We start from the raw sequence: 20,426 nt of genomic DNA on the forward strand, positions 1-20,426 counted from the left end.
AGGAGGGGAAGGTGGCGTGGCCATCGCGGCGAGCGATGGCACGGCACCTCGAGATACTCGACTCCCTTCGCCGGTACTAACCGGATCAGGTTCGAGGGTCTGCGGTCACCCGCACTCTCAGCGCCTCGTGGCGCTCCCCTGTCGTTGCAGTGCCCTGTCGTGGCAGTGCTCGGCCACTCTAACAAACGACGCCGGGGAGGGGCGCTCGTCCTGATCGGTCATCAGGGCGAGGCGCCGCCTCCCCGGCGTGCGGGCTGAGGGCTTCAGCGTTCGATCTGCTGCTCCTCGTCGGACTGCATCTTCGCCACCTGACGGGTGACGGCCACCCGGATGGCGGTGGTGACCACACCGGTGATGACGGCCCAGAGGAGGATGTCGGCCCAGCGCTCCTCCGGATCCGGGTTCTTGGCCGGGGGCTCATGGCCGGTGACCTTGCCCCACACGGCGGACAGCCCCTTGTTGGCCACCGTGATGCCGACCATGGAGGCGGCGGTTCCCACCAGGCCCAAAACCTTGTCGTTCATGCTCTCTCCTTATCCCGGACGCCGGGCGCCCGCGGTGTGGTGCTGCCGTCGACGCCCCCGGAGGGGCGCCTGCAGCTGCTCTTCAGCACAACCCTAGCGCGGTTGGCGGTCCGAATCGTCAGTAATCTTCTCAACGCGCGTGTTCGCCGGGGTCTCGCCGCGCAGGGCCTCCCCCAGCTCGTCCTTGGTCACGCCCTCCTCCTTGACGTGCTTGCTGCGGTAGCTGGCCCGCCCCACCATGTGGGCGTTGACGGGTGCCGTCAGCAGCATGAAGACCCATCCGAGCATGGCCAGGGGCAGCAGCTCCCACGCGCGGTTCATGATCACGACCGAGAGCAGCACGCACAGGAGGCCCAGCACCTGCGGCTTGGTGGCCGCGTGCATGCGGGTCAGGACGTCGGGCAGGCGGACCAGGCCCAGGCCCGCCGCGAAGGACATGAGACAGCCGATCAGCAGGAGGGCCGAGCCGATGACATCGAGCGCGGTATCCATCAGTGCTGCTCCTCCGGGTCTGAGACGGGCTCACGGGATACGACGGTGACCGCCCCCGTGCCGGACTCCGGCTCACGCCGCTTCGACGGGGCCTCCGCGTCCTCCCACTCCGAGCGACCGCGTCCGACGTCCGGGTGCTGCGACGGGCGGGTCTGCACGAAGCGGGCGAAGGTCACGGAGGCGAGGAACCCCACGAGGGAGATCATCACGGTCAGGATCAGGTAGTCCGTGTTGCCGAGCCAGATCATGTCCAGGCAGACCGCCGCCGCCACCACGGCCAGGAGCACGTCGCTCGCGAGGACCCGGTCCAGCAGCGCGGGCCCCTTCACGAGGCGGTAGAGCACTCCGGCAGCGGCTCCGCTGAGCAGGAGCACCGCGAGCAGCAGAACGATCGGGTTCATGAGTCACCTCCTGAGAGATTGGGAGCTCGCAGAACGGCCAGCCGGCGTTTGCGGCCCAGACGCTCGTCCTCCTCGTGCAGCATGGCCAGCTCCTGGTGCGTTCCGAGCATGCGGATCCAGGCGGCCTCAGTGTCCTGGACCACCTGGCGGAAGGACTCGACCTCGGCGTCGTTCTTCACGTTGAGGACGTGGAAGTAGAGGGTGCCCGTGGAACGATCCACCTCGATCAGCACCGATCCGGGGATGAGGCCGGTGGTATTGGCCACCGCGGTGATCAGCAGGTCGTTGCCGGTGCGCAGCTGAACGCCCACGATGGCGCTGCGGACGTTCGGGCCCTCCTTGATCGCGACCCAGAGCACCTGGAAGCTGGCCTTGGTGACCTGGTAGAGGAAGGTCACTCCCAGCACCAGCCCCTGCAAGACGTTGAACCGGTGCGAGAGGGTCACGGGCGGCAGCGCGAGCACCCGGGTGACCAGGACGGCGAAGATCACACCCACCGTCAGGTTGGTCAGGTTGAACTCGCCCCACAGCACCGCCCAGACCAGCACGAGCCACAGGATCAGGGGGATCTCCACGATGAAGCGGTGATTGCGGCGCCGGATCTTCTCGACCTTGCGGTCCCTGCGCGCCTTGCGGACCTCCGGATCCCGCGGCATCCCGGACGGGTCGTCCCGGACGCGCCCGTCCTCAGCGGGGTCGGTCGCGTTGGCTTCGCCGCTCATGGCGCCTCCTCAGTCGCTGTGTCCTCCGGGGCCGGGGTCGAGCCGTCGTAGATGTCCTCCTGCAGCCCTTCCGTCTCGCCGTTGCCGTACTGCGTGCCCTGAGGAAGACCCGAGTCGCTGGAGCCGGTGGCACCGTCGTCGAGGCCGCCCTCCACGGGTCCCCCGGGGGTGCCCTCCGGGCCGAAGACCGCCTCGACGTAGGCGCCGGGGTTGCCCAGGTTGGCCGCGGCGTTCTCCGAGACCTTGAACAGCGGGCCCGCGAAGACCGTCAGCCCGACGCCGACGACCACGAGGATCGTGGTCGGCCACACCATCAGGCGCGGGAGGAGACTCACCCGCTGGGCGGGGTCGCCGTTGCGCGCCGTGAGGGTCTGGTGCGCCCCGGCGCCCCAGTGACCCTCGCGGGTGGGAGCCAGCAGGACGGGGTCGGGGAAATCGGCGTCGTCCGGGGTGCGGAGGAAGACGCGGTTCCAGACGCGCATCATGGCGATCAACGTCAGCAGGGACGCCAGCACGGCGCCTGCGATCACCACGTAGGTCTGCCAGGTCGCCACGTCCACGCCCGCCTGGAACAGCCCGATCTTGCCCAGGAAGCCTGAGAACGGGGGGATGCCGCCCAGGTTCAGCGCCGGGACTATGTAGAGCATCGCCAGGACCGGGGCGAGGCGGGCCAGGCCGCCCAGCCGGTCGGTGTTGGTGGAGCCGCCACGGCGCTCGATCAGACCGGCCACCAGGAACAGGCTGGTCTGGATGATGATGTGGTGCGCCACGTAGTACACCACGGCCGCGTAGGCGGCGTCCGTGCCCACCGCGATGCCGAAGATCATGTAGCCGATATGGCTGACCAGGGTGAACGACAGCATACGTTTGATGTCGATCTGCGCCAGGGCGCCGAGGATGCCGACCACCATGGTCAGCAGGGAGACCCACATCAGCAGGGTGCTGATGCGGTCGCCGGTGAACAGCAGGGTCTCGGTGCGGATGATGGCGTACACGCCCACCTTGGTCAGCAGGCCGGCGAACACCGCGGTCACCGGAGCCGAGGCCGTGGGATAGGAGTCGGGCAGCCAGAAGGACAGCGGGAACACCGCGGCCTTGATGCCGAAGGCGATCAGGAGCATCAGGTGCAGCTGCATCTGCGTTCCCACGGGCAGGTCCGCGAGCTTGACGGAGAGATCCGCCATGTTCACCGTGCCCGTGGCCGCGTAGATCATGCCGATCGCGATCAGGAACAGCACCGAGGAGATGATCGAGACCACCACGTAGGTGACACCGGCGCGGATGCGCTGCGTGGTGCCGCCCATCGTCATGAGGACGTAGGAGGCCACGAGGAAGATCTCGAAGCCCACGTAGAGGTTGAACAGGTCTCCCGCCAGGAAGGCGTTGGAGACGCCCGCCACCAGGATCAGGAAGGTCGGGTAGAAGATCGAGATGGGGCCCTCGGCGTCCCCGTCCGCCACGCCCTGGCCCGTGGCGTAGATCAGCACGGCGAGCGAGACGATGCTCGAGACCACGAGCATCACGGCCGAGAGCTGGTCCACCATCAGCACGATCCCGAAGGGCGCGTCCCATCCGCCCAGGTTGACGGCGGTCGGCTCCGCGTCCCAGGACTGGATCAGCACCAGGATCTCGATCACCAGGGACAGCGCCAGGAACCCGATCGCCACCGTGCGCTGCATGCGGTTGCGGTGGACCAGCACCAGCGAGAGGGCGGCGCCCACGAACGGGATGATGATCGCGAGGGGGGCGAGCTGGGCGACGTCGATACTCATCGGCGCACCTCTCCGTCGTCGTCGGTCCTGTTACCGGTCTCGTCCGCGGGGGCCGGCCCGCTGCCCGCAAAGGAGCTCTGGCTTCCCCGTCCCTCGCCGCCGGAGGGGTCGTCGCCGGCGGCGTCCTGCTCGCGGTGGTGGCGCTTCTCGTTCTCGCGCTCGTGCGCCTCGAGCTGCTCGTCGTCGAACTCCGAGGTGTCCTCGGGCAGCTCGGCGTCCTCCTCCTCCACGTAGGCGGACTGCTTGGCCACGCGGCGGTCCTCGGCGTCGTCGCTGATGACGTCGCGGCGGGACAGCACCCAGGACCTGTAGATGAGGCCGAGCAGGAACGCGGTCACGCCCAGGCCGATCACGATCGCGGTCAGCACGAGCGCCTGGGGCAGCGGGTCGGTGTAGTTCTGCGGATCGATGTCCGACGAGTACAGGGGGGCCAGCCCCGGCAGCCCCGCGGCATGGATGATCAGGAGGTTGGTCGCGTTGGTCAGGAGCATGACGCCCAGGAGCACCCGGGTCAGGGATCGCTCCAGCACCAGGTAGACGCCCACCGAGTAGAGGACGCCCATGACGATCAGCAACGTCAGGTTCACGCTCATCGTGCCGGCTCCTCCTCGTCCGCTTCGTCCGGTTCTTCTCTGGTCACCGTGATGCTCGTGGTGGTCCCCGCGTCGACGGCGGGGCCGCGCCGCACCTTGATCCGGGCCCCGCGACCCTGCGCCCTACGACGACGCCGGACGATCTCCTCTTCGTGCTGCTCGTCGACGTACCCGCCGAGGGACCGCAGGATGTCCAGGACCAGCCCGATCACGATGAAGTACACGCCGACGTCGAAGATCACCGAGGTGACCATGTAGGTGTACCCGTACAGCGGCAGCTCGGCGCCCAGGGTGTAGCTCTGCATGATCGAGCCGCCGAAGAACACGGGCACCACGGCGTAGACGCAGCAGATCGCCAGACCCAGGCCCAGCATGGTGCCGGCGTTGACGGGCGTGGCCCGCTCCAGTTCGTAGCGACCGCCCGCCAGGTAGCGCAGGGTGAGGGCCAGACCCGCCGTCAGGCCGCCCGCGAAGCCGCCGCCGGGCGAATTGTGCCCGGCGATCAGCAGGTACAGGGAGACCAGCATGATGGTGTGGAAGAGCAGGCGGGTGATGACCTCCAGGATGATCGAACGGATCTCCGGGGCCACGGTCTTGCCCGCCAGGATGTACGGGGTCGAGGGCTCGACCTGGAACTTGCGGGTCGAGCGATAGCTCTCGGAGCCCAGTGCCTGGGAGGCCCGGGACTGGATCTTCTCCAGCTGGGCGGTGTCCGGGGCCACTGCACGCCGCACCAGGCGATCGCCGCGGCCCTGCACGAACAGCAGGGAGGCCACGCCGGTCGCGGCGACGACCACCACGGTCAGCTCGCCGAAGGTGTCCCAGGCACGGATGTCCACCAGGATGACGTTGACCACGTTGGCGCCGTTGCCCAGCTCGTATGCCATCTCGGGCATATTCAGGGAGATCGGCGACGCGGTGCGTGAGGCCATCGAGAAGGCGGCCAGCAGCATCATGAACGCGCCGAAGGTGACGGCCACGACGGCCTGCGGCCAGCGGGACTTGCCCCGCTGCCGGTCCCACACCGGGGCCGGGAGGGAGCGCAGCGCCAGCACGATGGCCACCAGGGCGATGGTCTCCACCAGCATCTGGGTCAGGGCCAGGTCCGGGGCGCCCTGCAGGGCGAAGATCAGCACCATGCCGAAGCCCGTGACGGATACCAGCAGCACGGCGAGGAACCGCTTCTGGACCTTGATCACGGCGATCGCGGCGACCACCATGATCGCACCGGCGATGACCTGGCCCCAGGAGTCGGCGATCCGCATGGGACCGAGCGGCGGGGTCTCCTGGATGAACAAGGCGATCACCGGGACCACGATGGCCGTCACGAGGATGACCGAGAGGTAGAAGCCCAGCGAACCGCGCTGGGTGCTGCCCGTGACCTTGACGGCCAGGCGGTCCAGCTGGTCGATCACGCCGCGGTAGACGCGTTCGCCCGCGGGAAGGCGGGGCAGGGACCGCTGGAACTCGGTCACGGGACCGCGCAGCCAGAACAGCACCAGGCCGAGCAGCAGCACCGTGGCGGAGAGGCCCAGCGCCGGGGTGAGGCCGTGCCACCAGGAGAGATAGGTGCTCGTCTCCGTGCCGAAGGTGCGGACCCATGGCGTGAGGATCGTCTCCACGGGCCCGGGGTAGAGGCCGTAGGCGATGGTGACCACGGTCAGGACCGCGGCCGGGGCCTGGAACGCCCAGGACACGCCGTGGGTGGGCGTCCGCACGGGACGGCCGTCGGAGCCGACCGGGAGGTCGGCGAACTCGGTGCGCTTCCCGGCGAAGGCCCCCCACACGAACCGGGCGCTGTAGGCCACGGTCAGGATCGAGCCGATGACGACGCCGATCAGGCGGATCCAGGAGGCGGGGTCGCCGTCGACCTCACCGGCGTGGAGCAGCCCCTCCAGGACGGCCTCCTTGGCGACGAACCCGCCCAGCAGCGGCACGCCCGACATCGAGGCCGCGCCCACGAAGGAGATGACGAACAATCCGCGCATGGGCCGGTGCAGGCCGGAGAGCTTGCGGATGTCCCGGGTGCCCGTCTGGTGGTCGATGATGCCGACCACCAGGAACAACGTGGCCTTGAAGCAGCCGTGCGCCAGCATCAGGGCCAGCCCGCCCAGGGCGGCGTCGGCGGTCCCCTGCCCGAGCACCAGGATGAGGAAGCCCAGCTGGCTGACCGTGCCGTAGGCGAGGATGAGCTTGAGATCGTACTGGCGCAGCGCCACCCAGCCGCCGAAGAGCATGGTGGCCAGGCCCAGGATCAGCGTCATGGGCTGCCAGGCCGCCGTCTCCGCGTACGCGGGGGCGAAACGGGCCACGATGAACACGCCGGCCTTGACCATGGCGGCAGCGTGCAGGTAGGCGGAGACCGGTGTGGGCGCGGCCATGGCGGCGGGCAGCCAGAAGTGGAACGGCACCAGCGCGGACTTGGTGACGGCTCCCACCAGGATCAGCGCGATCGCCACGCTGATCATGGCCTCGTGCGCCTCGATGATCTGCGGCGCGCCGGCCAGCAGCTCGGAGATCCGGTAGGTGCCGCCCAGCTGGCCGAGCATCACCACGCCCACGAGCATCGTCAGGCCGCCGGCCGTGGTGATCACCAGGGCCTGCATGGCCGCCCGGCGTGCCGACAGCCGGGCGCGGGCGTAACCGATGAGCAGGAAGGAGAGCACGGAGGTGATCTCCCAGAAGATGAACATCAGCATCAGGTCGTCCGAGGTGACCAGGCCGAACATCACCCCGGCGAAGGCCACCAGCTGCGAGCCGAAGGACCCCATGTCCGGGGAGTCCTTGGAGAAGTACCGTGCGCAGTAGGCGAGCACCAGGCTGCCGACCCCGAGAACCAGCAGTGAAGTGGCCCAGGCCAGGGCATCCATCCGGAACGCGAGCTCGAGGTCCAGCCCGGGGACCCAGGGGATGATCCGGGTGGGATCGTCGCCGGCGTCGACGGCGGGCCACTGCAGCAGGAGCCAGACGAAGGACGCAGCGGGGACGGCGGCGAGCAGGTAGAACGCGTTACGGCCGATGCGTGGGAAGATCACGGGTGCCAGCAGCGCCGCCAGGGCATGAGCGATGAGCACTGCGAGCATGGCACCTCCGAGGCCGACACGTACACGGGAAAATGGTCTTCAAGGGTGTCAGCTCTGCCGCATCCGAAAGCCACGCCACTCAACCCATGTGCCGCGGCGGGGAGCATCGGATGGGAATCGAGCCGTTGACAAGCCTACCAAGTATCAACGACGCGTTTTTCCGCCCCCCGGGCGGTCTTCGTGAGGTCGCACACCATAGTCTGGGTCCCATGAGCACCACCGCAGTGCCCGCAGGCACCCCCCGCGCCTCCGGACCGGCCCCCCGGAAGACCCTTGTCTCCTGGTATCTCTACGATGTGGCGATCTCCGTGATCGACGCACTGATGATCACGTTCGTGTTCACCACGTACCTGACGAGTTCAGCTTTCGGCACACCCGAGTACACCTCGCAGGTGCTCTCCATCGGAACGGCGATCGCCGCGGTGAGCATCGCGGTCTTCGCCCCGCTGATCGGAAGGCTCTCCGACCGCAGCGGACGCAGGTCGCCCGGCATCGCGATCCTGACGGGCGTCTGCGTACTGGCCACGGCGGCGTGCTACTTCGTGGCACCCGCCGAGCGCATGCTCCTGCTCGGCGTCATCCTGCTCTCCACGGCCAACGCGGCCAAGGAGCTGGCCGCCGTCGACTACTACGCCGTCCTCCCCTCCATCGCTGAGCCCGACCGCGTGGGCCGGATCAGCGGCCGCGGCTGGGCCGCCGGGTACATCGGCTCGATCCTGGCGACCGCCTTCGTGCTCTTCGGCTTCGTCTCCCCCGGGTTCGTGGGGCTGCCCACCGACGACGCCGTCAACGTCCGCGCCGTCGCCCTGTTCTGCGCCGTGTGGTGCGCGGCCTTCGCCGTGCCCCTGGTGATCTCGCTGCGCCGCCGCGAACGCCTCCTGGCACCGGTCCAGGCCGCGGGGACGACGAAGAGCGGGCTGCTCGGCCCCTATCGGGAGATCCTCGCGATGGTCGGCCAGCTGTGGCGCACCGACCGCCTGGCGCTGTTCTTCCTGGTCGCCTCGGCGGTGTTCCGGGACGGCCTCAGCGGCATCTTCACCTTCGGAGGCGTGATCGCCGCCGGAACCTTCGGCTTCTCGCTCGCGGAGGTGATGGCCTTCGCCATCGCCGGCAACCTGGCCGCCGGTGCGGGTGCGCTGCTCGGAGGACAGCTCGACGACAGGTTCGGCCCCAAGGCGGTGATCGTGACGGCCCTGGTCTGGGTGATCGCCTTCGCCTCGCCCCTGCTGTTCCTCGACGGCCACGCCGTCTTCTGGGTGTGCGGCCTGGCCCTGTGCCTGGCCGTGGGCCCGGCACAGGCCTCCTCGCGCGCCTATCTCGCCCGGCTGACCACCGAGGGGACGGAGGGCTCGCTCTACGGCCTCTACGCCACCACGGGCCGCGCCGTCAGCTTCCTGGCGCCGGGCCTGTTCGCCCTGAGCATCTACCTCTTCGGCGCCCAGCGCTGGGGGATCCTGGGCATCCTGAGCGTGGTGGTCCTGGGGCTGCTGCTCATGCTGCCGCTGCCCGACCCGCGCAGTCGTCGCTGACGATCAATGGCCGGGAAGGGGCCCGCTGCACCGGCGGGCCTCAGATGCCGGTGCGGTGGAAGTTCAGGTGGGAACGGGACGCGGTGGGCCCCCGCTGACCCTGGTACCTGTTCTTGTGGTCCCCCGTGCCGTACGGGAACTCCGCCGGGGACGAGAGGCGGAAGAAGCACAGCTGCCCGACCTTGGACCCGGGCCACAGCTTGATGGGCAGCGTGGCCATGTTGGACAGCTCCAGGGTCACGTGGCCGGAGAAGCCGGGGTCGATGAACCCCGCGGTGGAGTGGGTCAGCAGCCCCAGGCGGCCCAGGGAGGACTTGCCCTCGAGGCGGGCGGCGACGTCGTCGGGCAGGGAGACCTTCTCGTAGGTGGCCCCCAGGACGAACTCGCCGGGGTGCAGCACGAAGGGCTCCTCGGCATCCACCTCGACCAGGCGCGTGAGGTCCGGCTGGTCCTCGGCAGGATCGATCACCGCGTACTTGTGGTTGTCGAAGAGCCGGAACCACCTGTCGAGGCGGACGTCGATGCTCGAGGGCTGGATCATCTCGGGCGCGTACGGATCCAGCTGGACCCGGCCGGCGTCGAGTTCGGCGCGGATGTCACGATCGGAGAGCAGCACGCCGCCCACGCTAGCGCACCGGGGTGCGCGGGGGTCCATTGGAGCCCGCCCGGCCTGCGCCGAGTTGACGCGGTTGTCACGGGCTCACTACAGTCGAGCAGTGCATTCAGGCATTGCTGGCATTCAGGCATTGCTGGGATAACCTCATTGCCGGGATGACCCTGTCAGCACCTGCGGCTGTAGCTCAATGGTAGAGCGCACGCTTCCCAAGCCTGATACGCGGGTTCGATTCCCGTCAGCCGCTCCATGCACCATGGAAAGCGCCCGTGGCCTCCCGGTCAGCGGGCGCTTTTCGCTTGGCCCAGCTGATCGGGTGCGGCCAGCACGATATGAGCATGACCTGAATCGACGACTGCAATCGACGACTGCGCGGCAAGGAGACCCCGTGAGCCCTGAACCCGGCACTCCCGACCGCGCCGGGCGGCTGGCGCCCACCGGTGCACCGGCCGATCGGCTCACCACGCTGTGGGAGGCCGTGGTCGCCAAGGACCCCCAGCACTCGGACCGTTACGTGCGCCGCTTCGAGACCATGCGCGAGCAGGGCGCCGACCTCGACGGCGAGGCCCGACTGATCGATGCCATGCTCTCCCGCCACAGCCTCGTCCTGGACGCCGGGTGCGGCCCGGGACGCATCGGCGGGGAACTCTCCCGGCGCGGGCATCAGGTGGTGGGCGTCGATGTCGACCCGGTCCTCATCGAAGCCGCCCGGCGGGACCACCCGGCAGTCACCTGGCTCCACGGCGACTTCGCGCACCTCGACGTCCTGGGAACGGCACTCCGACCAGCAGGCTCGGCGGGATTCGATGCGATCGTGTGCGCGGGCAATGTGATGACCTTCCTGGCCCCCGGCACCCACCGTTCGGTCCTGTCCGGTTTCCGCGCCCATCTCGCGCCTCAGGGCCGCGCGGTGGTCGGGTTCGGCACGGGCCGGGGTTACGACCCCGAGCAGTTCTTCGACGACGCCGAGACCGCGGGTTTCGCGACCGTCCAGCGATTCTCCACCTGGGATCTCCGCCCCTACCGGAGGGACAGCGACTTCCTGGTGGCGATCCTCAGCACGGCCGGCGAGCGCTAGTCCATGGCAGGGGTACTGGCCGGTTTCGCCGTCATCTGGACCATCATCCTGGTGGGCTCGCTCGTGGGCCGCTCCGGGGTGCTGGGCGAGGGATCCCAGCGGACGCTGAGCCAGTTCTCCTTCTGGGTGGCCTCGCCCTGCCTCCTCTTCCTGACGGTCGCCGAGGCGGACATCGCGGTCATCCTGTCCGCGCCCCTGGCCGTCGCCCTGATGTCGGCCTGGTCCACCGTGGCGCTGTGGTGGGCGCTGCAATGGGGCTACTCCGCGCTCCGCCGCCGTCGTTCCGCACCTGCTCGCGGAGACGGCGAGCCGAAACGGCCCGCGCCGACGGTGCGGGACGGCGTCCGGATCGCCGACGGCGAGCACCGGCCGGGCCTGGGCCAGGTCGTCATGTCGGGGCAGGCCGCCTCGCAGGTGAACTCCGCCAACCTCGGCATCCCCCTCACCACGTTCGTCCTGGGAGACGCCTCGTACGTGGTTCCCGTGATCCTCTTCCAGCTCGCGATCAACACGCCCGTCTACCTGACGGTCATGGACATCGTGGTCCTCGGCCGGCGGCCCAACGTGCTCTCGATCCTCCGCTCGGTGATCACCAATCCCATGGTGATGGGCTCCCTGCTGGGGGTGCTCTTCGCGGCCACGGGCTGGCAGCTCCCGGAGATCGCCCTGCAGCCCGTCGAGCTCATCGCCGGGGCCGCCATTCCGTGCATGCTGGCGGCCTTCGGCATGTCCCTGACCCAGCACAAGCCGCTGCAGGGGCCACGGTCGCACAAGCTGCAGGTCCTGGTGCTCAGCGTGCTCAAGCTCCTGGTCATGCCTGCCCTGGCCTGGCTGTTCGGCCTGGCCCTGGGGCTGGAGGGCTCGGCCCTGTTCGGCGTCGTCCTCATGGCCTCGTTGCCCACGGCGCAGAACGTCTACGTGGCCGCCGTCCGCTACCGGACCGCGCAGCCCATCAGCCGCGACGTCGTCCTGGTCACCTCCGTGATCGCCATGCTGACCATGGCTCTGGTGGCCCTGATCCTGGCCTGACCGGGCCTGACCGGGCCAGGCCGGCACCCCCGGCGGGCCACGGCCGGGCCACCGAAGGACTCTTAAAGAAATCTGTACGAAAGCCTGGAAATATCGGGGCTTTCAATTGTGTCAAGCTTCACAGGCACGAGTAACCTACCTAACTGTCAGGGGACTGGTCCGTTCTTCACGGCGCGCCCTCTGCCACAGAGAAAACGGAGGAACTTGTGACAGCAAAACCACACCGACGTGCTTTGCGTTCAGTCGCGGTGGCCGCAATCGGCGCATTCGTACTGGCAGGATGCGCCTCCGATGACGGCGGCCCCGTCGAACTCACCTGGTACATCAACCCCGACAACGGCGGTCAGACCGCGCTCGCCGAGCAGTGTTCGGACGCCTCCAACGGCGCCTACAACATCTCGACCTCGCTGCTGCCCCGTGACGCCGCCTCGCAGCGCGAGCAGCTCGCTCGCCGTCTGGCGGCCGGCGACAAGACCATGGACATCATGAGCCTGGACCCGCCGTTCGTCCCAGAACTGGCGGAACCGGGCTTCCTGGCCACTCCTCCTGCCGATGTGATCGAGCGGACCACCAAGGACACCCTCGAAGGCCCGGCTCTGGCCGCCCAGTGGGAGGGCGAGTACGTGACCGTGCCGTTCTTCGCCAACACCCAGGTGCTCTTCTATCGCAAGTCGGTGGCCGAGGCCGCCGGTCTGGATATGTCCCAGCCCGTGACCTGGCAGCAGATCATGGATGCCGCGGAGACCCAGGACAAGTACCTGGGCGTTCACGGAATCCAGGGCGAGTCCATGACCGTGTGGGTCAACGGGCTGATCGAGTCCGCGGGCGGTTCGATCGTCCAGGGCGACGCCGCCTCCGCAGAGGGAATCCAGCTCGGGCTGGACTCGGAGGCAGGCGACAAGGCAGCCGCGATCATCGGCAATATCGGAGACAAGGGCCTGGGCGGCCCGGGCATCTCGTCCCAGGACGAGAGCGCCGCCGGCGTCCAGTTCCGCGGCGACAAGGGCTCCTTCATGGTCAACTGGCCCTTCGTCTACCCCGCCGCGGTCGCCGCGGCCGAGGAGGGCTCCATCGATCAGTCGGTGATCGACGACATCGCCTGGACCACGTGGCCTCGGGTGGACGCCGATACCGAGACCGCTCCCCCCGTGGGCGGCATCAACCTGGGAGTCGGTTCCGACTCCCAGCACCAGGAAGAGGCCTGGGATGCCATCGAGTGCATCGTGAGCCCCGAGAACCAGTCGTCGTACATGGTCAGCGACGGCAACCCGGCCTCGTCGAGCGTCGCCTATGACGATCCCGAGGTCCAGGAGGCCTTCCCGATGTCGGAGACCATCCGCGAGTCCCTCGACATCGCGGTGCCTCGCCCCCAGACGCCGTACTACAACGAGGTCTCGACCGGCATCCAGCAGACCTGGACCCCGATCTACGATGTCAATGAGAACACCCCGAAGGAATCGGCGGAGTTCATCACGTCCGTGCTGAACGGAGAGGCGATGCTATGAGCACCACCGTTGAACAACGCCCCGCTCACAAGGGCAAGGAGGCCAAGGCACCCGTCTCCGACCGCACGCGCGGCGAGCGGCGTCTCGGCTGGATGCTCGCGGGCCCCGCCTTCGTGGTCATGCTCCTGGTGACCATGTATCCGATCGTGCAGGCCCTCTGGGACTCGCTGTACTCGTACCGGCTCACGGCCCCCGACGACCGTTCGTTCGTGTTCCTGCAGAACTACATGACGGTGCTGGGCGACCCGGTCTTCCTCTCCGCCCTGCTGGTGACCCTGTTCATCACGGTCGTGACCGTGGCCGTCGAACTCGTGATCGGCTTCGCCCTGGCGCTGGTCATGAACAGCGTGCTGAAGACCTTCCGCGGCGTGGTCCGGACCGCGATCCTGGTGCCGTACGGCATCATCACCGTGGTCTCGGCCTTCGCCTGGTTCTACGCCTTCGACATCAACACCGGTTACGTCAACACCTGGTTCGAGTGGCTGCCCATCATCGGGCCGGACTTCAACTGGTTCGGCCAGCAGTGGTCGGCGCTGTTCGTGATCATGGCCTCCGAGATCTGGAAGACCACCCCGTTCATCTCCCTGCTCCTCCTCGCCGGTCTGGCGCAGGTGCCGGGTGAGCTCAACGAGGCGGCCAAGGTCGACGGCGCCGGCTGGTGGCAGCGGATGTACAAGGTGACCCTTCCGTCCATGAAGGCGGCCATCATGGTGGCGGTCGTCTTCCGCGCCCTGGATGCCTTCCGCATCTTCGACAATGTGTTCATCATGACCAACGGCCAGTACGGGACCGAGACTCTCTCGCTGCTGGCCTATCGCACCTCCATCACGCGGTTGGAGATCGGGCTCGGCTCTGCCGTGTCCGTGATCCTGTTCCTGTGCGTGCTGCTGATCGCCTTCGTCGCGATCAAGGTGTTCAAGGTCGATCTGGCGGGAGGTAAGGGCTGATATGACTACCAAACAGAAACTCGGCTGGGCGATCGCGATCGTCATCGTCATGATCTGGAGCCTCTTCCCGGTGTTCTCGATCCTGATGAACTCGTTCAAGTCCAACGCCGATCTGCAGTCGGGCGGCTTCCTGCCCAGCGCGTTCACCTGGGCCAACTACGAGATGATCTTCACGGGCTCCGCCCGCGATCTCTTCCTGCCAGCCCTGCGGAACTCCATCGGCATCAGCGTGATCGCCACCGCGCTGGCCGTGGTACTGGCCACCCTGTGCGCCTACGCGATCGCGCGCCTCGACTTCCGGGGCAAGCGGATCATCCTGGTCACCGCGCTGGCGGTGTCGATGTTCCCGGTCGTCTCGATCGTGACCCCGTTGTTCAACGTGTGGCGCCAGATCGGGCTGTACGACACCTGGCTGGGCCTGATCCTGCCGTACCTGTCGCTGACGCTTCCGATTTCCATCTGGACCCTCGCCGCGTTCTTCCAGCAGATCCCCTGGGATCTCGAACGCGCTGCCCAAGTGGATGGGGCAACGTCGTTCCAGGCCTTCCGGAAGGTGATCGTTCCGCTGGCCGCCCCCGGCGTGTTCACCACGGCGATCATCGCGTTCTTCATCGCGTGGAACGACTTCGTGTTCGGTATCGGCCTCACCTCGACCGACGCCGCGCGCCCGGTCCCGGCGGCCCTTGCCTTCTTCACCGGCGCCTCGATGTTCGAGGACCCCGCCGGTGCCATCTCCGCCGCGGCGATCGTCGTGACCATCCCGGTCATCATCCTGGTGCTGGCCTTCCAGCGCCAGATCGTCGCAGGCCTGACCCAGGGTGCGGTCAAGGGCTGACCGCCCCGCTCGCCCCGACCGACATCCCACTTTGAGTCTTTGAGAGGCAATACAAAATGGCATCTATCACGATGAACAATCTGGTCAAGAAATACGACGACGGGTTCCCCGCCGTCAACGACGTCTCCATCGACGTCGCCGACGGTGAGTTCCTGATCCTCGTCGGCCCTTCGGGCTGCGGTAAGTCCACGCTGCTGCGCATGGTCGTGGGCCTGGAGGACATCACCTCCGGCGACCTCCTGATCGACGGCGAGCGCGTCAACGAGAAGGAGCCGCGTCAGCGCAACCTCTCGATGGTGTTCCAGAACTACGCCCTGTACCCCTTCCTGACGGTCTACGAGAACATCGCCTTCCCGCTGCGCCTGGCCAAGGGCAAGTTCTCGGAGAAGGAGATCGACGAGAAGGTCCGTCACGCGTCGGAGCTGCTGGACCTCGACGATCACCTCGAGCGCAAGCCGGGCAACCTGTCGGGCGGTCAGCGCCAGCGCGTGGCCATGGGCCGTGCGATCGTCCGCGATGCGGAGGCGTTCCTGTTCGACGAGCCCCTGTCCAACCTGGACGCCAAGCTCCGCGGTCAGATGCGCACGGAGATCGCCCAGCTGCAGCGTCGCCTGGGCATCACCTCGCTCTACGTGACCCACGACCAGACCGAGGCCATGACCCTCGGCGACCGCGTCGCCGTGCTCAAGAAGGGCCGCCTGCAGCAGATCGCCTCCCCGCGTGAGCTCTACGAGCAGCCCGTCAACCTCTTCGTGGCGGGATTCATCGGCGCGCCGTCGATGAACTTCCTCCCGGCCCGTCGTGACGGCGACATCTTCCACACCCCGATCGGTGACATCCCGGTGCCCGAGCACGCGAAGGGCAAGCTCGACCAGGCCGGGGAGCTTCTGGTCCTCGGCATCCGCCCCGAGCACTTCGCGGACGCCAAGGATGTCCAGGACACCCCGTGGGCCGCCCGTGGCACGACCTTCGAGGCGGAGCTGACCCACACCGAGTGGCTGGGCAACCAGCAGTACGGTTACGTGCGCTACGAGCAGGACCAGGACGTCAAGGCCAAGCTGGATGAGCTGGCCAAGGACCTGGACGCCGATGAGATGCCCGCCCAGGTCGTCGTCGAGCTCGACGCGGCCTCGCGCATCCGTGGCGGCAGCACGACCAGCCTGTGGGTCAACACCCAGAAGATGCACGTCTTCGACCCCGAGTCGGGCACGAACCTGACCCGTGACGAGGAGGCCGGTGCGGAGCTGACCCGCGAGGCCAACGAGGAGCGCAAGGCCGAGATCAAGCGCCTGCACGACCAGAACCTCTGACCCGTCTCAGCAACGAGGGGGCGCCCCGCCGGTCAGTCCGGCGGGGCGCCCCCTTTTTTCCCTCTCCCCTCTCTCCCCCTCAGCCCCCGCCGAGTGTCCGATTGCATACCGATTTTCAGCTGTTTCCGGTATGCAATCGGACACTCGGCGGGGGGGGGGGGGGGGGGGGGGGGGGGGGGGGGGGGGGGGGGGGGGTCGGGGTGCTACTGCCAGGCCAGCCAGTAGACGACGGCGACGGTTGCGATGAGCACCGCCCCCGAGGAGACCGATCTGATCCACGGGTAACGCATCAGGGGGCCGACGATCCTGGGCCAGGAACGGGCCAGGTTCTTGGGCGTGGTCCGCGGGACCTTCTGGACCGGGACGCCGAGATAGTCCGCCAGCTGGTTCAGGGACCTGACGTCCCACACGGTGCCGTCGAGCCGGAAGAGGCGGCGGCCGCCGTCGTCGACCAGCCAGAGGTACGGCCTGGTGAGCCCCCTCCGGCGTGGCTTGCCGTCACGGCCGGCAGAAGCCTGCCCGGGTCGCTCGAGGGCCTCGACCAGGACCGCCTGCTCGATCTCGGATCGCTGCGCCTTGTGGAACCCGACGATGCGGGAGCCCAGGACGTGCGACCGGGTGACCGCGACCATGCTGGGGCGCAGCCAGAGCCAGCACAGTCCCACGCAGGCGAGGACGATCACCGCGATGATCGCGCTGATCGCCGGAGCGGGGCGCCGCAGCCACAGCACCGCCAGGCACATCACCCCGAGGAGGGCCGGGGGCAGGCAAGCCAGCAGCCGGCGCCCCATGGACGTGATGCGCGGATGCCAGACCTGCTGGACCTCTCCGAAGCGCTCGGGGATATGGCGGATGTTGTCGGCCACGCAGGCTCCTTGACGTACGGCTTGCCGCCACGCGATGCCCGTGGCGCACGATGCTGGCCCGCTCTCGCTGCGGGCCAGCATCGACCCTAGCAACAGGCCCGTCACCGAGTCCGGGTTTGGCGGGATCTTCGGCTAGCGTTGTGCGGATGGAGGGCAATGACCGAATCGGCCGGGCAGTGGGGGCATGGTTCTTCCTGGTGCTGCTGGCGGTGGCTGCGGCCTGGGTGACCATCTCACTCGTCAACAAGTACATGTACGGCCCCGAGACGGACGTACGCACCTACTTCACCCACCTCGAGGAGGGCGACGGCGCCCGGGCTCTCGGGGCGATCAATGCGCAGGTCCCCTCCGGCACGGACGCCACCCTGCTCGACGGCGACGCCCTGCGCCAGGCCACGGAGACCCTGTCGGACGTCGAGATCAGCACGGTCTCGCAGGACGCCGACAGTGCGGTGGTCCGAGCCGACTACACGCTCGACGGCCAGGAGCATTCGACCGAGTACCACCTGCATCCGGCCGACACCCAGTGGGGCTTCTTCACGGTGTGGTCCTTCGACGAGACCCCACTGCCCACCCTGACGGTCTCCATGCCGGGTGTCACCAGCATCGACATCAATGACACCTCAGCGGCCATGCCGGACTCCACCCAGGAGTTCGCCGCCCTGCCGCCAGGGCTCTACACCGCCTCCTACGCCTCGGAGTACGTCGACGCCGAGCCCGAGTCGATAGCCCTCACGGCGCCCGACCAGGACGAATCCGCGACCCTGGCCGCGCGTCCCTCGCAGAAGATGACGGACGAGGTGCAGCGCTCGATCAGCGCCGACCTGAAGCAGTGCACGGACCAGCGCACCCTGTTCCCCGCGGACTGCCCCTTCTCCCACGAGTTCGGTGGCCGTGTCCAGGGCACCCCCACCTGGAAGATCGTGGAGCAGCCCGAACCCGAGATCTCGGTCTCGGCCGGATCCGACACGGGCTGGTCCCTGTCGGAGGCCCGGGGCGTGGCCGAGGTGAGCTTCACGTCCGTGGACCTCTACGACGGAACCACCGAGGAGCATACCGAGCGGGTGCCCTTCACCTACCAGGCCACCATCGGGTTCGACGACCAGGGAGAACCCGAGATCAGCCGCTAACCGGCCCCCGGATCAGTTCAGCCCGCGCAGCTCCAGGGTCAGGGAATCGTCGGCGCCGTCGGTCACCGTGAACGGGATGCCCCAGTCCTGCTGATAGAGATGGCAGGCGGCGTGGTCGGGGATCTCTCCCCCGGGCTCGCCGTCGCAGGCTGCCGCGCGGGCGGTGACGTGCAGTACACCCTCCGTCACGCCCTCGGCCAGCACGAGCTCACGGGTGAGCCCCTGCGCCGTGCCGTCGCCACCGGCCAGGGCGCCGGCCGGCGACGTGGAGATCTTCAGCTGGGTGGGGTCGCCCCACCGGTCGTCGAGCTTCTGGCCCTCGGGGGCGGCGAAGCGGACGTCGATGGTGAGCGTGCCCGGGGCGATCGGGGTGCGCTGGCGCTGGGACACGGATGCCCCCTCGTCCACGGCCTGCAGGGCCTGCTCCGGGACGGCCACCCGGACCAGCCGGTGCTGGTTGGTCTCGACGACGATCAGCACCGGCGTCTCCGAGGTCAGGTCCAGGAGCAGGTCGGAGGGCTCCTCCAGCCCGCGGGTCAGCGTGGAGAGCTGGTTCTTCGCCGGTTCCCACCGGCGGATCGCCCCGTTGTAGGTGTCGGCCACGGCCACGGAGCCATCGGGCAGGGCGGCGACGCCGAGGGGGTGCTGCAGGCGCCCGTGCGCGGAGTCGCCGTCGCGGAAGCCGAAGTCGTACAGGCCCAGCCCCACGGCGGTCTCCGCCGAGGTGACCGCGCCTTCGGCGACCCGCAGGGCGCGTAGTGCCGAGGACTCGGAGTCGGCCATCCACACGGTGCCATCGGCAGCCTCGGACAGACCGGAGGTCTGGGCGAACCAGGCCTCACGGGCCGGGCCGTCGAGCAGGCCCTCGTCCCCCGTCCCGGCCAGGACCGAGAGCGCTCCGGTGCGCGGGTCGAAACCGAAGATCTGATGCGTGCCGGCCATCGCCACCACGAGCTGATCGGTGGCGGCCGACCACTGCACATCCCACGGCGAGGACAGCGCGACCTCGCGGGGGTCGGCCCCCTCGGCGATGAAGTCCGGGTCGATCCCCTGCGCACGGGCCGAGTCCAGGAGCCGCTGGACGCCACTGCCCGCCAGGGTCGTGGTCCTGCCGGTGCCCAGCTGCAGGCCGCGGAGGCGGTGATTGACAGTGTCGGCGACCACGACGTCGTAGCCCACCCGATCGCGGAGGCCGGCCGGGAGCAGAGCGAGCCCCCGGGGCTCGTTGAACTGCGCCTCCTGCGCCCCGCCGTCGGCGTGGCCCTTGTCCCCCGTGCCGAACGTGGCCCGCACGGTGACCAGGTCCTGTTCGAGCTGGACGAGCCGGTGATGGCCCGTATCGGAGACCAGGACGGAGCCGTCCTCCAGGAGCACCGCCTTCTCCGGGAACCTCAGGTCCCCCTCGGGCTGGGGACGCGGCACGTAGGGGCCGTCGCCGCGATGCAGCGTGCCGTCGGCCTCGTGCTTGGCCACGAGCTCCTCGACCAGCGAGACGAGGCCCTGCACATGGCCCTCTCCCGAGAGGTGGGCGACGATGTAGCCCTCCGGGTCCACCACCACCAGCGTCGGCCAGGCGCGGGCGGTGAAGGCGTCCCAGGTCCCCAGCTCGGGGTCGTCGAGCACCGGGTGGTGGATCTCGTAGCGGTCCACGGCGGCGGCCAGCGCGTCGGGATCGGCCTCGTGCTCGAACTTGGGCGAATGCACGCCCACGGTGACCAGGACGTCGCTGTAGCGCTCCTCGAGGGGCCGCAGTTCGTCGAGGACGTGGAGGCAGTTGATGCAGCAGAACGACCAGAAGTCCAGGATCACGATCTTGCCGCGCAGCTTCTGCCAGTCGAGGTCCTCACCACCGGTGTTCAGCCAGGCGCGCCCGGTCAGTTCAGAGGCGCGCACGCGCGAGATGGCGGTCATGGATGTCCTTTCGGTCTTCGGGTCACACCGTGGGTCGCAATGTACGCCACGGCGGCTGTGGTGCTCTCGGGGATCCCGCATCGTTG

General features: G+C 68.5%; 18 protein-coding genes, 1 tRNA gene and 1 riboswitch. Of the genes, 9 read left to right on the forward strand and 10 right to left on the reverse strand.

Annotated elements, in window-relative coordinates; genetic code table 11:
• Positions 1-45: 45 nt before the first annotated feature.
• A riboswitch (TPP riboswitch) is annotated at positions 46-150 on the reverse strand.
• Between the two features lie 113 nt (positions 151-263).
• The 7 genes from FCK90_RS02840 to FCK90_RS02870 form a co-directional block, all read right to left on the reverse strand.
• Positions 264-524 (reverse strand): DUF4235 domain-containing protein, encoded by a 261-nt coding sequence (locus tag FCK90_RS02840; RefSeq protein WP_158032779.1) that lies wholly within the window; start codon positions 522-524, stop codon positions 264-266.
• A gap of 93 nt (positions 525-617) precedes the next feature.
• Complete coding sequence (gene mnhG / locus FCK90_RS02845) at positions 618-1,016, reverse strand: monovalent cation/H(+) antiporter subunit G (protein WP_158032780.1); 399 nt, start codon at positions 1,014-1,016, stop codon at positions 618-620.
• Complete coding sequence (locus tag FCK90_RS15920) at positions 1,016-1,417, reverse strand: MrpF/PhaF family protein (RefSeq protein WP_158032781.1); 402 nt, start codon at positions 1,415-1,417, stop codon at positions 1,016-1,018. Before FCK90_RS15920 ends, mnhG begins: the two co-directional genes overlap by 1 nt.
• The gene (locus tag FCK90_RS02855; RefSeq protein ID WP_246179930.1) at positions 1,414-2,139 is read right to left on the reverse strand and encodes a Na+/H+ antiporter subunit E; all 726 of its coding nucleotides are present in this window, start codon (positions 2,137-2,139) and stop codon (positions 1,414-1,416) included. The genes FCK90_RS15920 and FCK90_RS02855 overlap by 4 nt, the downstream gene beginning before the upstream one ends.
• Positions 2,136-3,911, reverse strand: coding sequence for a Na+/H+ antiporter subunit D (locus FCK90_RS02860; RefSeq protein ID WP_158032782.1), 1,776 nt, complete (start codon positions 3,909-3,911; stop codon positions 2,136-2,138). Before FCK90_RS02860 ends, FCK90_RS02855 begins: the two co-directional genes overlap by 4 nt.
• Positions 3,908-4,504, reverse strand: coding sequence for a Na(+)/H(+) antiporter subunit C (locus FCK90_RS02865; protein ID WP_158032783.1), 597 nt, complete (start codon positions 4,502-4,504; stop codon positions 3,908-3,910). Before FCK90_RS02865 ends, FCK90_RS02860 begins: the two co-directional genes overlap by 4 nt.
• Positions 4,501-7,587: a Na+/H+ antiporter subunit A gene (locus tag FCK90_RS02870; protein WP_158032784.1), complete on the reverse strand. Its 3,087-nt coding sequence runs from the start codon at positions 7,585-7,587 to the stop codon at positions 4,501-4,503. Before FCK90_RS02870 ends, FCK90_RS02865 begins: the two co-directional genes overlap by 4 nt.
• Positions 7,588-7,796: 209 nt before the next feature.
• Between FCK90_RS02870 and FCK90_RS02875 the strand changes: the two genes are divergently transcribed.
• Positions 7,797-9,116, forward strand: a complete 1,320-nt coding sequence (locus FCK90_RS02875; RefSeq protein ID WP_158032785.1) for an MFS transporter — start codon at positions 7,797-7,799, stop codon at positions 9,114-9,116.
• A 40-nt stretch (positions 9,117-9,156) separates the two neighbouring features.
• Here FCK90_RS02875 and dcd read toward each other — a convergent pair whose 3' ends face one another.
• Positions 9,157-9,732, reverse strand: a complete 576-nt coding sequence (gene dcd, locus FCK90_RS02880; RefSeq protein ID WP_158032786.1) for a dCTP deaminase — start codon at positions 9,730-9,732, stop codon at positions 9,157-9,159.
• A gap of 173 nt (positions 9,733-9,905) precedes the next feature.
• Between dcd and FCK90_RS02885 the strand changes: the two genes are divergently transcribed.
• The 7 genes from FCK90_RS02885 to FCK90_RS02915 all read left to right on the forward strand — a co-directional run bounded on the left by FCK90_RS02885 (position 9,906) and on the right by FCK90_RS02915 (position 16,433).
• Positions 9,906-9,979, forward strand: a tRNA-Gly gene (locus tag FCK90_RS02885).
• Positions 9,980-10,117: 138 nt separating this feature from the next.
• Positions 10,118-10,807: a class I SAM-dependent DNA methyltransferase gene (locus FCK90_RS02890; protein WP_181954168.1), complete on the forward strand. Its 690-nt coding sequence runs from the start codon at positions 10,118-10,120 to the stop codon at positions 10,805-10,807.
• A gap of 3 nt (positions 10,808-10,810) precedes the next feature.
• On the forward strand, positions 10,811-11,836 hold the full coding sequence (locus FCK90_RS02895; protein ID WP_158032788.1) for an AEC family transporter: 1,026 nt from the start codon (positions 10,811-10,813) through the stop codon (positions 11,834-11,836).
• Between the two features lie 233 nt (positions 11,837-12,069).
• Positions 12,070-13,341, forward strand: a complete 1,272-nt coding sequence (locus FCK90_RS02900) for an extracellular solute-binding protein (RefSeq protein WP_246179931.1) — start codon at positions 12,070-12,072, stop codon at positions 13,339-13,341.
• Entirely contained in the window at positions 13,338-14,288 is a 951-nt protein-coding gene (locus FCK90_RS02905; protein ID WP_158032790.1) for a carbohydrate ABC transporter permease, read from the forward strand. The genes FCK90_RS02900 and FCK90_RS02905 overlap by 4 nt, the downstream gene beginning before the upstream one ends.
• A gap of 1 nt (position 14,289) precedes the next feature.
• Positions 14,290-15,123 (forward strand): carbohydrate ABC transporter permease, encoded by an 834-nt coding sequence (locus FCK90_RS02910; RefSeq protein ID WP_158032791.1) that lies wholly within the window; start codon positions 14,290-14,292, stop codon positions 15,121-15,123.
• A gap of 56 nt (positions 15,124-15,179) precedes the next feature.
• On the forward strand, positions 15,180-16,433 hold the full coding sequence (locus FCK90_RS02915; RefSeq protein ID WP_158032792.1) for an ABC transporter ATP-binding protein: 1,254 nt from the start codon (positions 15,180-15,182) through the stop codon (positions 16,431-16,433).
• Between the two features lie 203 nt (positions 16,434-16,636).
• Here FCK90_RS02915 and FCK90_RS02920 read toward each other — a convergent pair whose 3' ends face one another.
• Entirely contained in the window at positions 16,637-17,299 is a 663-nt protein-coding gene (locus FCK90_RS02920; RefSeq protein ID WP_158032793.1) for a hypothetical protein, read from the reverse strand.
• 146 nt (positions 17,300-17,445) lie between these two features.
• Here FCK90_RS02920 and FCK90_RS02925 point away from each other — a divergent pair, with 146 nt between their 5' ends.
• On the forward strand, positions 17,446-18,429 hold the full coding sequence (locus tag FCK90_RS02925) for a hypothetical protein (RefSeq protein ID WP_158032794.1): 984 nt from the start codon (positions 17,446-17,448) through the stop codon (positions 18,427-18,429).
• Between the two features lie 12 nt (positions 18,430-18,441).
• On the opposite strand, the gene FCK90_RS02930 is transcribed toward FCK90_RS02925, so the two are convergent.
• Positions 18,442-20,340 carry an NHL domain-containing thioredoxin family protein gene (locus FCK90_RS02930; protein WP_158032795.1) on the reverse strand — a complete coding sequence of 633 codons (1,899 nt, stop codon included), beginning with the start codon at positions 20,338-20,340 and terminating at the stop codon, positions 18,442-18,444.
• Between the last annotated feature and the right edge of the window lie 86 nt (positions 20,341-20,426).

It is taken from the genome of Kocuria coralli (assembly GCF_008831305.1).
In the GTDB taxonomy this organism is placed as follows: domain Bacteria; phylum Actinomycetota; class Actinomycetes; order Actinomycetales; family Micrococcaceae; genus Kocuria; species Kocuria coralli.